The 13,740-nt window shown below is 49.2% G+C and carries 15 protein-coding genes; 5 read left to right on the top strand and 10 right to left on the bottom strand.

The window, feature by feature from the left end; all coding sequences use genetic code 11:
- Window positions 1–4: 4 nt before the first annotated feature.
- From paaD to paaZ, 7 genes are all read right to left on the bottom strand, one after another.
- Entirely contained in the window at window positions 5–541 is a 537-nt protein-coding gene (gene paaD / locus ICL80_RS03195) for a 1,2-phenylacetyl-CoA epoxidase subunit PaaD (protein WP_194215744.1), read from the bottom strand.
- A gap of 23 nt (window positions 542–564) precedes the next feature.
- A complete protein-coding gene (gene paaC, locus ICL80_RS03190) occupies window positions 565–1,350 on the bottom strand; it encodes a 1,2-phenylacetyl-CoA epoxidase subunit PaaC (RefSeq protein WP_194214682.1) in 786 nt (261 codons plus the stop codon).
- Between the two features lie 11 nt (window positions 1,351–1,361).
- Complete coding sequence (paaB, locus tag ICL80_RS03185) at window positions 1,362–1,646, bottom strand: 1,2-phenylacetyl-CoA epoxidase subunit PaaB (protein ID WP_194214681.1); 285 nt, start codon at window positions 1,644–1,646, stop codon at window positions 1,362–1,364.
- A 20-nt stretch (window positions 1,647–1,666) separates the two neighbouring features.
- Window positions 1,667–2,674, bottom strand: a complete 1,008-nt coding sequence (gene paaA / locus ICL80_RS03180; protein ID WP_194214680.1) for a 1,2-phenylacetyl-CoA epoxidase subunit PaaA — start codon at window positions 2,672–2,674, stop codon at window positions 1,667–1,669.
- A gap of 156 nt (window positions 2,675–2,830) precedes the next feature.
- Window positions 2,831–4,039, bottom strand: coding sequence for a 3-oxoadipyl-CoA thiolase (gene pcaF, locus ICL80_RS03175; RefSeq protein WP_194214679.1), 1,209 nt, complete (start codon window positions 4,037–4,039; stop codon window positions 2,831–2,833).
- Window positions 4,040–4,065: 26 nt separating this feature from the next.
- The gene (locus ICL80_RS03170; RefSeq protein ID WP_194214678.1) at window positions 4,066–4,857 is read right to left on the bottom strand and encodes an enoyl-CoA hydratase-related protein; all 792 of its coding nucleotides are present in this window, start codon (window positions 4,855–4,857) and stop codon (window positions 4,066–4,068) included.
- A gap of 36 nt (window positions 4,858–4,893) precedes the next feature.
- A complete protein-coding gene (paaZ, locus tag ICL80_RS03165; RefSeq protein WP_194214677.1) occupies window positions 4,894–6,924 on the bottom strand; it encodes a phenylacetic acid degradation bifunctional protein PaaZ in 2,031 nt (676 codons plus the stop codon).
- A 191-nt stretch (window positions 6,925–7,115) separates the two neighbouring features.
- Between paaZ and ICL80_RS03160 the strand changes: the two genes are divergently transcribed.
- Complete coding sequence (locus tag ICL80_RS03160; RefSeq protein WP_194214676.1) at window positions 7,116–7,733, top strand: TetR/AcrR family transcriptional regulator; 618 nt, start codon at window positions 7,116–7,118, stop codon at window positions 7,731–7,733.
- Window positions 7,734–7,750: 17 nt separating this feature from the next.
- Here ICL80_RS03160 and ICL80_RS03155 read toward each other — a convergent pair whose 3' ends face one another.
- Window positions 7,751–8,260 carry a DinB family protein gene (locus ICL80_RS03155; RefSeq protein ID WP_228073787.1) on the bottom strand — a complete coding sequence of 170 codons (510 nt, stop codon included), beginning with the start codon at window positions 8,258–8,260 and terminating at the stop codon, window positions 7,751–7,753.
- Between the two features lie 262 nt (window positions 8,261–8,522).
- Between ICL80_RS03155 and ICL80_RS03150 the strand changes: the two genes are divergently transcribed.
- Window positions 8,523–9,233 (top strand): ParA family protein, encoded by a 711-nt coding sequence (locus ICL80_RS03150; protein ID WP_194214675.1) that lies wholly within the window; start codon window positions 8,523–8,525, stop codon window positions 9,231–9,233.
- Window positions 9,234–9,262: 29 nt separating this feature from the next.
- Window positions 9,263–9,589 (top strand): hypothetical protein, encoded by a 327-nt coding sequence (locus ICL80_RS03145; RefSeq protein WP_194214674.1) that lies wholly within the window; start codon window positions 9,263–9,265, stop codon window positions 9,587–9,589.
- On the opposite strand, the gene ICL80_RS03140 is transcribed toward ICL80_RS03145, so the two are convergent.
- Complete coding sequence (locus tag ICL80_RS03140) at window positions 9,583–10,569, bottom strand: tetratricopeptide repeat protein (RefSeq protein WP_194214673.1); 987 nt, start codon at window positions 10,567–10,569, stop codon at window positions 9,583–9,585. The genes ICL80_RS03145 and ICL80_RS03140 overlap by 7 nt on opposite strands.
- A gap of 176 nt (window positions 10,570–10,745) precedes the next feature.
- On the opposite strand from ICL80_RS03140, the gene ICL80_RS03135 reads away from it, so the two are divergent.
- Complete coding sequence (locus ICL80_RS03135) at window positions 10,746–12,062, top strand: SPOR domain-containing protein (RefSeq protein WP_194214672.1); 1,317 nt, start codon at window positions 10,746–10,748, stop codon at window positions 12,060–12,062.
- A 99-nt stretch (window positions 12,063–12,161) separates the two neighbouring features.
- A complete protein-coding gene (locus ICL80_RS03130) occupies window positions 12,162–12,560 on the top strand; it encodes an Hsp20 family protein (protein WP_194215742.1) in 399 nt (132 codons plus the stop codon).
- Window positions 12,561–12,676: 116 nt separating this feature from the next.
- Here the strand turns inward: ICL80_RS03130 and ICL80_RS03125 are convergent, their stop codons facing one another.
- Complete coding sequence (locus tag ICL80_RS03125; protein ID WP_194214671.1) at window positions 12,677–13,696, bottom strand: DUF481 domain-containing protein; 1,020 nt, start codon at window positions 13,694–13,696, stop codon at window positions 12,677–12,679.
- Between the last annotated feature and the right edge of the window lie 44 nt (window positions 13,697–13,740).

Genomic DNA, 13,740 nt, shown 5'->3' with positions numbered 1-13,740 from the left:
AAGGCTAGATACATTTAAAATATTCAAACGGTTCGAGGCAGTCACAGCAGCGATACATAGCTTTGCAGGCCGTAGAACCAAACTCACTGATGTTTTCAGTATTCTTTGAACCACATTTTGGGCACGCAATAGCTGGTGACAGGCCAAACAGCGTGCCTTTACCACTTTTGGCACCCTTCACGGGCGGTGCAATACCGTAAGCACGCAGTTTTTCGCGGCCTTCATCAGATATCCAGTCACTGGTCCACGGCGGGCTAATCACTGTTTTTATATTCGTTTCTATAAAGCCTGCATTTACAGCAGCTGCCCTGATTATTTCATTAATAAGGGCTGTTGCAGGGCAACCACTGTATGTGGGGCTAACATCAATTGTTGCGGCACCGTTTGCCCCGTCCGTTCTGCCCCGGGTCACATGCACAGCGCGCACAACACCCAAATCAACAACAGAAAGCGCGGGGACTTCAGGGTCCATCACATCTGCCAGTATAGCCCAAAGGAAGCTTTCTTCCTCAGAGCATGGCTTTTCTTGCGGGCGCAGCATATTGCTATTGTCCACCACCTGTATCACCAGACAGCGCCCCCTGCTGTCGGGTACGTACGCTGTAGATACTGAAGTTCACAGAGAAGTGTGCCCAAATGCTCACTATGGTGACCATTATGACGGCTCCCCATAAGGCGGCTTTCGCCTTCTGGTTTTTTCAGATCTGCTTCGGCCAGAATTTCAGATAAATCTGCATCCCATGCAGCTCGCAAACTATCAGATGCCGCAGCAAGGCCTTTTTCTGCCAAATCTTGCTCCCACGCAACTGTTTCAAACAGCTCTGGCACAAAGCGCCACAGTATATCAAAGCCGCGTTGCACACGCCGGTTACTTTCCTCGGTGCCGCCGCCAAGCCGAATGGTCCACTCCGCCGCAAAACGACGATGGTATGACACTTCTTTCAACGCTTTTGTCGCTATCTCGGCAAGGCGCGCATCTGATGATTTGGCCAGTTTTTCGTAGCGTAGATACTGGTATATGCTGAACATTAGCATACGCGCCGTGGTTACACCCCAGTCATCATTGGGCTGTTCAACCAACCAGTGATTACGAAAATCTTGCCCATCACGCAGGAAGCTTAGGCCATCGGCCGTGCGGCCCTTGCCTTCAAGTTCCGCTGCATATGTCAAAAGCATTTCCGCCTGACCAAGCAAATCAAGCGCAAGGTTGGAGGCCGCAATATCAAGTTCAAGGTTTGGCCCTTTAGAAAGCCATTCGCTCCAGCGCTGGCCCAAAATCAAGGCATCATCACCAAGCCCCAAAACATACTGAAAAAAGGGGTTTTCATCAGAAGTATAAATGCTTTTCATCTGAGATATCCTTACATTTTTCCAACAGAATCAGGGATTTCGTAAAATGTTGGATGCCGGTAAATCTTGTCAGCAGCCGGGCCAAAAAGCGCATCGCCTTCAGCAGGGTCAGACGCAATAATTTCTTTGGCTGGGATAACCCAAATACTCTCACCTTCACTCCGGCGGGTATAAAGATCGCGTGCATTTTCAACTGCCATGCGCCCATCAGCCGCGTGCACACTGCCCACATGCTTGTGAGACAGGCCGCGTTTAGAGCGAATAAAGACTTCGTACAGATCCCAATCTTTTTGCATTTTATTTTCCTTCCAGCCTTTTATTCAGCAGCTATCATAGTGGCACGGCTACGCTGTTTTTCAGCAAAAGCCGTAGCCGCTTCACGCACCCAAGCACCATCATCAAGCGCTTTGTTGCGCGCATCCATTCTGTTTGCAGAGCAAGCGCCATCACCACGCACCACTGCCCAAAACTCATCCCAGTCGAGGTCGCCGTAGTCATAGTGACCACGCTCTTCATTCCACACCACCTGCTCTGGTAACGTGATGCCCAGAAACTCGGCCTGCGGTACCGTTGCATCAACAAAGCGCTGGCGCAGTTCGTCATTTGAAAACCGTTTAATTTTCCATGCCATATTCTGTGATGAGTGTGCCGAATCAGAATCTGGCGGCCCAAACATCATAAGCGAAGGCCAGAACCAGCGGTCAAAGCTATCCTGCACCATCCGGCGCTGCTCGTCTGTTCCCTTCACCATTTGTAGAAGGCCTTCATAGCCTTGGCGCATATGGAAGCTTTCTTCCTTGCACACGCGGATCATAGCGCGGGCATATGGCCCGTATGAACAACGGCACAGCGGAATCTGGTTGGTAATGGCCGCACCATCTACAAGCCAGCCAATTGTACAAACATCGGCCCAACTGGTGGTTGGGTAATTGAAAATGGTTGAGTATTTAGCTTTGCCCGAATGCAGCTGGCTTACCATTTCCTCTCGCGAGGTGCCCAGCGTTTCAGCAGCGCTGTATATATAAAGGCCGTGACCCGCTTCGTCCTGTACCTTGGCAACCAGAATGATTTTACGCTTCAAGGTTGGTGCGCGTGTTACCCACCCACCTTCAGGCAGCATACCAACAATCTCGGAATGCGCATGCTGCGACATTTGCCGAACCAGTGTTTTACGGTATGCCTCTGGCATAAAATCTTTTGGCTCGATAAATTCGTCAGCATCAATACGCGCCTGAAATTCAGCTTCACCAGCCTCAACCTTAGGCGCAGCCAGCTTTGCATCTCTTGCCTTTTCTTCAGCAGTCCGTAAGTCCGTTGTATACATAACCGCTCTACCGCCTTTCTTTCTTATATCAATTGAGACTAGTATATAGTTTATTAACCGTACGGTCAATTAATTATTTAAGCCAGTTTTTAAGCGGCTTCATACAGCCGCTATAGCCTTATAATTCAGCGTTTCTCGTAACCAGAAGCGTATGTTTTAACTAACGCGTTCAATAACCATTGCAATGCCCTGACCCACGCCAATGCACATTGTGCAAAGAGCATACCGGCCTGAGCGGCGCTCAAGTTCCCGAGTTGCAGTTAGCACAAGCCGGGCACCGCTCATACCGAGCGGGTGACCAAGCGATATTGCACCGCCGTTCGGGTTTACATGCGCGGCATCGTCCGCAAGACCTAAGTCGCGCGTAACAGCAAGCCCTTGGGCTGCAAAGGCTTCGTTCAGTTCAATCACATCCATGTCGTTAATCGACAACCCAAGCCGGGCCAGAAGCTTCTTACTGGCAGGCGCTGGCCCAAAGCCCATGATACGCGGCGGCACGCCCGCAACAGCAGCGCCCACAATCCGCGCTTTTGGTGTTAGGCCGTATTTTTTAGCCGCCTCAGCAGAGGCAATAATCGTAGCACAAGCACCGTCGTTTACGCCTGAAGCGTTCCCTGCGGTTACACTGCCACCTTCACGGAAAGGCGTGGGTAGTTTGCCGAGCTGTTCGGCAGTGGTGCCGGCACGCGGGTGTTCGTCTTCAGCAAAAAGAACTGTTTCCTTACGGCTAATCGCCACTTCGATTGGCGCAATCTCGCCGTCAAAAAAGCCAGCCTGCTTTGCAGCTTCTGTTCTTGCTTGTGAACGCGCGGCAAAAGCATCCTGATCAGCGCGGGAAATATTAAAGTCTGCCGCCACATTTTCAGCGGTTTCCGGCATAGAATCAACGCCCCATTCTGCTTTCAATTTTTTATTGATAAAGCGCCAACCAATTGTTGTATCAAACACTTCATTGGCGCGTGAAAAAGCAGATGTCGCCTTTGGCATCACGAAAGGTGCCCGGCTCATGCTTTCCACACCACCTGCAATCATCACATCGGCCTCGCCTGCGCAAATAGCCCGAGATGCCATTGAAATGGCATCCATGCCAGATCCACATAACCGGTTAATCGTTGTCCCCGCTACACTATCGCCGTATCCCGCAAGCAGAGATGCCATACGAGCAATGTTACGGTTATCTTCACCAGCCTGATTGGCACAGCCCATAATCAGGTCGTCAATCGCATCGACAGGCAAACCTGGATTACGTTCCCTTAAAACCTTCAGCACATGGGCCGCCATATCATCAGGCCGAACAGTCGCCAACGTACCCGCATAACGGCCAATTGGGGTTCTGATACCATCACAGATAAATGCTTCACTCATTCAAATAACTCCTAAAACCAGATTAGTTAGCGACCCTTAAAGACAGGTTTGCGCTTGCCAAGGAAAGCCGCAACACCTTCTGCATAATCATCAGAAAAGCCACACCGCTGCATATAGTCACGTTCAACTTCAAGCTGCTCATCAAGTGTATTAGAGAGCGACGCATGAAAAGCCTTTTTTGTATATTCAAGCCCCATCGTAGGCTTTTGAGCCAGCCCTTCCGCCAGCGCCGTTACCTCTTCTATCAGCATCTCCAGCGGCACAGATTTATAAATCATACCAATAGAAACCGCTTCTTCAGCTAGTACAGGGCGCGCTGTAAAGGTTAATTCCTTCGCCTTTGCCAGCCCAACAAGCCTTGGCAGAATATAGGTACCGCCCGCATCCGGGATCAACCCGATATTGGAATACACCTGTACAAATTTGGCATTTTCTGCAGCAAGCACAAGATCACAGGAAAGGGCAATATTGGCACCAGCGCCTGCCGCAACACCGTTAACCGCTGCAATAGTTGGCACCGCAAGGTTATAGATACGCTTCATAAGGGGATTATAGCCCTTGCCAACGGTTTCACCCAGATCAGTGCGGCCACCACCCGGCGAAACGGCTCTGTCGTTTAGGTCTTGCCCAGGGCAAAAACCGCGCCCTTCCCCCGTTAATACAAGACAGCGAATTTCAGCATCAGTATCAACAGTGTCGAGCGCTGCATTTAGTTCCTGCAACATTTTATCTGTAATTGCGTTCAACTGTTCAGGGCGGTTGAGCGTTACCCATGCAACCCCGTTCCGCTTCTCAAAACGAATTGTTTCAAATGCCATTATTTTCCCTTCCCGCAGCTTTGTACCTGAACACCTTTACTGTGTACGCTCGTTCAGTGTCAAAAGCTCATAGTTTGCACAAATCTCTTTATCTTGGTTGGTAATGGTCACATCCCAGCGAACTTCACCAAAATCCTGCCCCATACGGGCTGTGCGCTGCTTGCACACAAGACGCACATGAAGCGTATCACCCGGAAAAACCGGTTTCATAAACTGAAGATCATTCAAACCATAATTGGCAAGCACCGGGCCGGGGGCCGGATCAACAAACATCCCCGCAGCAAACGATAAAAGCAGATAACCATGGGCTACGCGCGCGCCGAAAAACGGGTTAGCCGCTGCCGCTTCTTCATCCATATGGGCATAGAATGTATCACCGGTGAAATTGGCAAAATGCTCAATATCCTCAAGCGTTACAATACGTGGCTTGGTATGAAGTGTATCGCCCACCTGAATTTCATCAAAGTTTTTACGGAACGGGTGCACATCCATGCTGCGCTCTGTGCTACCTGTAGTCCAGCGGCCTGTCACCGCGGTCATTACATTCGGCGAACCCTGTACTGCAACGCGCTGCATATAATGCTTCACTGCACGAATACCGCCCTGTTCCTCGCCGCCGCCTGCGCGGCCGGGGCCACCGTGTTTCATATGCGGCAACGGTGAACCGTGCCCAGTGCTTTCACCCGCGCTTGACCGGTCAATAACAACAAGGCGGCCATGATATGCGCCAACACCCAGCACAACATCACGCACAATATCGGTGTTAAAGGTAAAGAGCGAAGCAACAAGGCTACCTTCACCCATATTAGCAAGCGTCACAGCTTCTGCTGTTGTTTCATAAGGCATCAATGTCGTAACGGGGCCAAAAGCTTCAATCGCATGTACGCCCTCAACCTCAAGAGGTTTGTCACAGTAAAGGACTGTTGGCTTAATAAAGGCACCTTTCGCATAATCAGCGCCCACCGCATCAAATGCCGTTGTACCATCAAGTACAACCGAACAAAATTCTTTAAGGTCCTCAACACGGGCGATAACCTCTTTGCGCTGACCAAGATCAGCAAGCGGTCCCATGCGAACACCTTCCGCACGCGGGTCACCCACTACTGTTTTAGCAAGACGGGCAACCAGCGCTTCCTGTACGTCAACCACTAGAGAGCGCGGAATGATTGCCCGGCGTATTGCCGTACATTTCTGGCCCGCTTTTGTTGTCATCTCGCGAGCAACTTCTTTAATAAAGAGATCAAATTCTTCTGTGCCTTTTACGGCATCAATACCCAGAATAGACGCGTTCAAGCTGTCACACTCAGCGATAAACGGTACAGACTTTTCTGCCAAAACCGGATGAGATTGAAGCGTACGCGCTGTGCTCGCAGACCCCGTGAAAGTTACAATATCCTGACAGGTTAAATGGTCAAACACATCCCCCGTACGGCCACAAATAAGCTGTAACGCACCTTCAGGTAAAACGCCTGATTCGATCATTTTCCGCACAGCAAGCTCTGTTAGATAGGCAGTGCCAGAAGCTGGCTTGATAATCGCGGGCATACCGCCAAGAAATGTCGGCGCAAGCTTTTCCATCATGCCCCACACAGGGAAGTTAAAAGCGTTGATATGCAGTGCAACGCCGCGGCGTGGAACCATTATATGCTGGCCAAGAAAGCTGCCGTTTCTGGAAAGAGCCTCTGTGCCACCGTCCACATAATGAGGTTGGTTAGGTAGTTCGCGGCGCCCTTTGGATGAATAAACAAAGAAGGTTGAAATACCGCCGTCTACATCCACCCACGTATCTGCTTTTGTCGCACCAGTTTTATAGGAAAGATCATAAAGCTCGTCTTTAAAGCCTGAAAGGGCAATCGCCACTTCCTTCAGCATTATAGCTCGCTCGTGGAATGTCATTTTTGCTAGCGCTGGTGCCCCTACTGTGCGGCCATATTCCAGCATGTCTTTAAAGTTAATTCCAGCGCTGGAAACTGTTGCAATTTCCGCACCCGTAGAAGCATCATAAGAAGCCACACCTTCATCAGGTGATGTATACCACTTGCCACATACATAACTTTGCAGTTTCACTTGTACTCTCCTTAACAGCCTTAAACGGGCATTCTTGTATTTTAAAATTAAAGCCGCTACACTATTTCATTAACCAACCGGTTAGTCAATAAACAATGTTAGACATTGTACTCCTATGACAGCCCCGGTTTCTGGATACTTGCATCCTATGGTGTTGGTCGCTACAGATAGGAAAAACAAAAGGTATATCAATGGCCCGTCCCCAGTCAGCAGACTATGACACCCGCAAACAGAAGATTCTGGAGACAGCCGCCAATGTCTTTGCTGTTGAAGGCTATCACAAGGCCTCCATCTCAGGTATTGCCGCCAAGTGTGGTATTTCAAAAGCACTGATCTACCATTATTACCCCTCTAAAGAGGATATGCTCTATCACGCCATGCTCGACCATGTGCGCGAACTGGAAGCAAGCGCCACCAGCCTTATGCAGGAAGACCTGCCGCCCGCGGAAACGCTGCGTAAAATCATTCGAGACTATCTGATCATTTATGAGCGCACGGTTGACTGCCATCACCTGCTCGTAAACGAACTTGGCTCCCTGCCCCCTGAGCGGAAAAAGGAAGTGGTCGAGATCCAGAACCGTGTCGTGCATGCCTTTGCAGAACTCGCTGATAGAATAGCCCCGTCTGATCTCAACATCCACAAAGCAAAATCCGTGGTGTCCATGCTCATGCTCGGTATGATCAACTGGACCTACCTCTGGTTTAAACCAAGCGGTAGCCTAAGCTCTGAAAAACTCGCTGATATGATCGCTGATATCCTCCTCAACGGTATAACCGGCCTTAAGCGTGAGGGCGACTTCACCCCATGAGCACAAGGCATCTGCCTTTAGAGCTGTGGCTTAACAAGATAAATCAAATCCGAAATTGGTGTTTCAAGCCCCGCCTGAGACAGCAACGTATGCACCTGACCCCGGTGATGGGGTTGATGATTAAAAAAATGGTTAACCACAAACCGGATCGGATAGCTAAAAGCTTTCCCTGCCATATTATGATAGCTTAAATCATGCTTAAAAAAGCTATCTGGCGCCATTTTAAAGAAAGTCAGCATGGCCGCGTCTCGTGCCACCCGGCCTTCCTGTAACGGGTCAAAATCATCATAAACAATTGTATCGAGGCTAGCATGCGGGACAGCTTCACCCTTAAAGCGCGCCATCCAAATATCATCTGCCACTATAATATGATTCAGTGTTGCATGAATACTGCCAAAAAACGCTCCTTTATCCTGTGTGCGGGCATCATCAGAAAGCTGGGCGCAGCAATCGTAAAGTGTACGGTTTGCAGTCGCATTATACGTGGCCATTAAATCGCAGTAGTAGCGTATATCCATTACATCCATAGTTATTATCCTCGTGTAATAATATTATTATTTTATAGGGGGCGAGTATCGCTTTAGCTGCAATCAAAGCAAGAAACATAAAATTGTTCTCTAAATTTATTTTTAATTTCATAGTGTTATACAAAAATTACACGCAGTCTTTAAAGTTTCCTTTATCGCTTTCCGTCATTATGTGTGGGAATCAGGCAAGGCCCCATATGAACGGGGTTTATAATCGCGCCGCTTCACCCAGTGAGCCGTGCGACCATACAGGAGACAAGCAATGCGCGTTGTTGCAGTTACTTCACAAAAAGGGGGCTCAGGCAAAACCACCCTTTCAGGGCATTTAGCTGTGGCAGCAGCGGCGGCTGGCCCTGTAGCCCTCATTGATACTGACCCACAAGGCAGCCTAACCGCATGGTGGAACGAGAGAATTTCCAAAACACCTGTCTTTGCTCAGGCAAGCCTGGCAAGCCTCGGCGATGATCTGGCGCACTTGAAAGAACAGGGCTTTAAGCTAGTGTTTATAGATACGCCGCCCGCCATTACCCGCGCTAACCAATTGGTTATCAGCAAAGCAGACCTGGTAATTATTCCCACCCGGCCTAGCCCCCATGACCTAAGAGCTGTGGGCGCAACAATAGATATGGCGGAAAAAGCAGACAAAGCCATGCTTTTTGTTATTAACGGTGCAACCGTGCGAGCCAAGCTAACTGGGGAAGCCGCCATTGCCCTATCGCAGCACGGCACCGTTGCGCCAACAATTTTGCATAACCGGCAAGATTTTGTGGCAAGCATGATTGATGGCCGCACTGTTCTTGAAACGCACCCCTCGGGAAAATCTGCCAAGGAAGTCAAAACCCTGTGGGCCTATGTTGAAGACAGGCTGCGCAGACTGCCCGTTAAAGCAAGCTTTAAAACAGTACCCCTCAACAAAGCCGGTTTTGGCAATAGAACTCACCCCCCAATTGATGGCGTGCATGCGTCGCAGTAATGTGGCAACTTTTGGAAAGGAACCATAAAATGGCAACAGCATCACTCACCTCTAATTTACTGGCACGCAAGGGCCACGCTAGCCCCTCTGCTACTGTACAGCCTCTCTACCAGCAGGTTAAAAGCACATGGTTGCAAGACCTGTTGGCCAGTGACAAACAGCCGGCTCGTGAACAAACCAAAAAAGGCCAACCCCGCGTGTATAAAAGCCTGCATCTTGAAGAGGCCAGCCACCAGCAGTTACGGTTGCTTGCAGCCCGCACCGGCAAAAGCCAGCAAATGCTGATGGAAAAAGCGGTGATGGCGCTGCTTGAAGAAGCCAAACAGCAAAATCAGTGTATATGCGGTGGTCAGTAAGGGCTATCTGCGTCATCTTCTTCAGGGGGGCGAGCAAAACAATCATGCCCGGCACGCTTCAGCGCTACACAGCGACTAACCGCATCATTCACTGATTTAGCCGGACCAAATATCAGCCTGAAAAGGCCGGGCCGGTTTGCAGAAGGTAAAACCTCACTATATAAGTCGCCAACCGCTTCTGCTTGGGTCGAACTAATAACCCGCTGCAAGCGTTCAACTTCCATTTCCGACATGGCGAACCCAACCTCAAGCCGCCAAACTGTCGTCCAGTCGTCTGGTTTTTCAAGTGGAACATCTTCTTCAGCACTTTTTTCTTGTGCGATAGCGGCTTTACGCTCGGCTTCATCGTGCGCAAGCAGGTGAATGGCAAGTGGCTTCGAGGTAAAGCCCCTATCCGCTAGATTCTTGGCATAATCATACGCCACTTCTTTGGCATCACTACTGAGCAGCGCTTTCATGGATAGTTCATTTTGCTCTGCATCCGCATAGCCGCCCTCAAAAGCCAGCCATACTAGTGCATAGCCCCGGATGGGGTCGCGGGCAACACCCGCTTCGCCATTCCAGTATAGCATACCAAGCATATAAGCAGCTTCCAGATTACCTTTAAGGGTAAGGGTTTGCCAAATATCAAGAGCCTCGCTATTTTCCTTTTCAGTGCCATTACCTTCAAAAAACAGAATGTTGGCCAAAGACAGGGCGGCGCGTTCATGATTTAACTGCGATGCAAATCTGTAATACATTGTTGCGATCGGCACAGACACTTCCCGCCCAATGCCAAGCCGGTGAATTTCGCCCACGTGAAACATGGCCTCAGCATTGCCGCCTTCTGCCAGAGTTTGTAATGCCTCGACACCCATTTCCACTTTGCCATCACGAATTAAACCAAGTGCCTGTTCAACCGGGTTTGCATCATCCAATGCGTGCGCCGATGGCTGTGGTAGCAAAACTAAAAGCATGCAAAGCAACAAAAACCTTTTCACCAAACCCTCCTTTAATGTGCTTTGCGTTGGACCCCCGCAGACCCGCAAAACCAGTATTTCTTAAAATTTAGCTTAAACATTACTAAAAGCGCAACCAGTGTTTAAATCTTCTTTCATCCCCTTCGCCTATTCTTGCAAGAAATATAATCAGGCAACACAGCTTTAGTGAGCACAATATGATTACCATTAAACATATAAGGCCAGCCCTTATTGGGGCGAGCGTTCTGGCACTTACTGCTTGCAGTAATGGCGGATACACGGCCAGTAACCTACCACACGCATCTCAGGCACACAGCAACACCCCTTCAAATGAGCTTCAAAGAATAGCTGATCAACTGGCAAAAAACGGTGACCATAAAGCCGCTATTCCCATATATCGTCATTTAGCCAGCAAAGATGGCAGCCCTACGGCCCTTGATGCTCTTGCCGCTAGCCTATTGGCACAAGGGCTGTCAAATGAAGCCGCAAAAACTGCAAATATTCTCGTTGAACGTGGGGCTGCAACAGGTAAAACTTGGTATATACTTGGCAAAGTACATTTAGGTAACAGCCAGTATGAAGAAAGCCTCAGCGCTTTTGAACAGGCCTTAACCCGTGATCCTAACAATGCACAATATACATCCGGTAAAGCCATTGCCCTCGCCGCATCCGGCAACGAAAGCGAAGCAATTAGTGCCTTGGGCAACAAGCTTGATCCCTTGAGCCTTTCAAATAAGGCCCTGATATTTGCTGCAAACGGCCACACAGAAGCAGCTGTTATCATTCTTGAACCCCTTATAACACAAGGTACAGCCACTGCACGTGACAGGCAAAACCTTGCGATGGCCTATTTACTGAACGGGCAGGAAGAAAAAGCGTATCAAGTCTCGCGTATTGATCTGGATGCCATATCCACCAACGAAACCTTTACCTTCTACCGGTCGCTTGCAAGCCTTGATAACGCCAAACGCATGCAGGCCCTTATAACAGGGACAGTGAAACCTGAATGGTCGCGCGGAGAATTGGCAAACCTTGAACTTCAGGACAACAGTAGCCGCAAAGCCGCAGCCCAGCGCGTGGTTGAACCAGTGATGGTGGCAACGGCAAACCCAAGCCCTGAGCCACAACCACAGCCAAAAGTAGCTGAAAACCGCGAGGATTATGCCCTGACCGAAATCCCCCCACTCGTTGAGCCTGAAGGCTGGGCTTTACAAATAGGGGCATACAGAACGCTCAAACACCTTATGCGCGGCTGGACACTTTTGTACCGCCAAAGCGGCGATTTACTGGCTGATGTTCCACCAAGACGCTCAGAAGTAGATTTTGGCGAGCAACCAGTAGGTCCTAAAGGGTTTTATTACAGGCTGAACGCCGGGCCGCTTAAAAGCTTTTCTGAGGCAAAGGCGCTGTGTAACGCCCTAAAGGAAAGAGGCACAAAATGCTGGATACGCCCTCCTGAAAAAACCGAAGGTGCGCTACCCCCTTCAGCAGAAAATGATACATCACAGGTATAAAACTGTCTTTTGCTCTTGATGCTACCAGCTGCCTGCATCAAAATACCCGCCATACAGGGTTATCAGCCTACTTTCATCAGGAGACAAATTGTGCCACGTATGTCTGTCTTTAACAGTCCCTTTCTTTTAGGGTTTGATCAGTTGGAACAGGTGCTTGATACTGTCTCAAAAAACGCAGGCGAAGGGTTTCCACCCTATAATATCGAGCAGATTAACGCCGATACCCTGCGCATTTCCTTAGCTGTTGCAGGCTTTGACAGAAGTGACCTTACTATTGCGACCGAGCAAAACCAGCTCATTATCCGCGGCAAACAAATAGAGGATACTGATGGCCGTGCCTATTTGCACAGAGGCATAGCAGCTCGCCAATTTGTCAGAAAATTTGTGCTGGCAAACGGTATGGATGTTGCGGATGCCTTTATGGAAAACGGGTTATTACATATTGATCTGGTGCGCCCAGAGCCCGTAGAAAAAAACGTCGAAATCAACATTCGCTGACAGATGCTTCACCGTCTTCGCCGCTTATTACACAGCGCAGGGCACACAGGAACATAAAGCACTCTATTGGGTGGATCATAGAGCCATACCCCGCCCTTTGAAGAGAGCCGAGAAACCTAAAATCCGTAAACCAGCGTGATGCGAGTTGCTGTATCCCACGCGGATGTCCCAACTGGCGGATTGGAATCATACCCAATATCAAGAGAAACCTTGCCCGTCAGGTGAGAGTTTAACTTTGCAGAGAATTCTGCCCGATTCGCAAAAGTTGTTGTTTCTTCACCAACAGTCGTAGAGATTTTATCTTGAAAAACCATACTCTCGGATATTTGCAGCTTATAATTTGCCGAGAGCCTGCCCAGATACTCGGTATCCATAACACTTGGCATAAACGGTGTAGTATCAGTCGCTTCAATAGCCTTCACTTTACTGAAGCGAACACCCGGGCCAGCTTCCAGCCGCAGCGTATGGCGTTCAGTTTCAAATACTTTATAACCAAGGCCAATATTTTCAAGCAGTTGATAATCGTAACCTGAGAAACGATCCAGAGATAGCTCGGTATAATTGACCATAAATAGGTCATCCCATGCATACCAAAGCGCCTCATACTGGGTTTCGAACTGTTGCCGTGTTGCGTCACCTTCACTGCTGGCATAATCAAAATTCAGGTTCAGGTCGTGTTCCCACTTAGTACCAAACTTACGGTGAAAGCTCATACCTGCCGCAACCGCTTTTTCGTCTGTATCACCTGTACTACTGCCTGCGCCCAACTCAATTTTAGTGTTCCATAGCACCGGATCAAGATAGTAAATAATACCGCGCGCCCTTGAAGCAGCCTCCGCTTCCGCCTTCGCTTTCTTGATCATATCCAGCTCTTGCAGGTTATTCGCGCTGACCCATTCAGGATTTACAGCGATGGCCGCGTTTAGCAATCTTTCTTTTTTAGTAGGCCAGGTGTCCAACGCCATTTTAAGAATAGTATCAAAAGCAGCTTTATTGTTAGCGGCATTCGCGTTTTTCAAAAGGCCTTTTGTACTATCTACATCCCCAGCTTGTGCTATAGGTGCCAAGAGATGAATCGAAACAAAAAGCGATAAAAATAGGCGGGAAAATTTGCTAAACGGCATCATGCTGGTCATAGTCCTGATCTGGTAAAAAGGTTTTGTCCGCGTCTAACCCGTGA

The organism is Kordiimonas pumila, from assembly GCF_015240255.1.
Lineage (GTDB): Bacteria > Pseudomonadota > Alphaproteobacteria > Sphingomonadales > Kordiimonadaceae > Kordiimonas > Kordiimonas pumila.
Note: the sequence above shows the minus strand (reverse complement) of the source record. Positions and strands in the feature narration are given on the sequence as shown.

Excerpts from the sequence above, each read along its gene's own strand:
- paaD (WP_194215744.1), bottom strand. The coding sequence starts at position 541 with ATGCTGCGCCCGCAAGAAAAGCCATGCTCTGAGGAAGAAAGCTTCCTT.
- paaC (WP_194214682.1), bottom strand. The coding sequence starts at position 1,350 with ATGAAAAGCATTTATACTTCTGATGAAAACCCCTTTTTTCAGTATGTT.
- paaB (WP_194214681.1), bottom strand. The coding sequence starts at position 1,646 with ATGCAAAAAGATTGGGATCTGTACGAAGTCTTTATTCGCTCTAAACGC.
- paaA (WP_194214680.1), bottom strand. The coding sequence starts at position 2,674 with ATGTATACAACGGACTTACGGACTGCTGAAGAAAAGGCAAGAGATGCA.
- pcaF (WP_194214679.1), bottom strand. The coding sequence starts at position 4,039 with ATGAGTGAAGCATTTATCTGTGATGGTATCAGAACCCCAATTGGCCGT.
- ICL80_RS03170 (WP_194214678.1), bottom strand. The coding sequence starts at position 4,857 with ATGGCATTTGAAACAATTCGTTTTGAGAAGCGGAACGGGGTTGCATGG.
- ICL80_RS03160 (WP_194214676.1), top strand. The coding sequence starts at position 7,116 with ATGGCCCGTCCCCAGTCAGCAGACTATGACACCCGCAAACAGAAGATT.
- ICL80_RS03155 (WP_228073787.1), bottom strand. The coding sequence starts at position 8,260 with ATGGATGTAATGGATATACGCTACTACTGCGATTTAATGGCCACGTAT.
- ICL80_RS03150 (WP_194214675.1), top strand. The coding sequence starts at position 8,523 with ATGCGCGTTGTTGCAGTTACTTCACAAAAAGGGGGCTCAGGCAAAACC.
- ICL80_RS03145 (WP_194214674.1), top strand. The coding sequence starts at position 9,263 with ATGGCAACAGCATCACTCACCTCTAATTTACTGGCACGCAAGGGCCAC.
- ICL80_RS03135 (WP_194214672.1), top strand. The coding sequence starts at position 10,746 with ATGATTACCATTAAACATATAAGGCCAGCCCTTATTGGGGCGAGCGTT.
- ICL80_RS03130 (WP_194215742.1), top strand. The coding sequence starts at position 12,162 with ATGTCTGTCTTTAACAGTCCCTTTCTTTTAGGGTTTGATCAGTTGGAA.
- ICL80_RS03125 (WP_194214671.1), bottom strand. The coding sequence starts at position 13,696 with ATGACCAGCATGATGCCGTTTAGCAAATTTTCCCGCCTATTTTTATCG.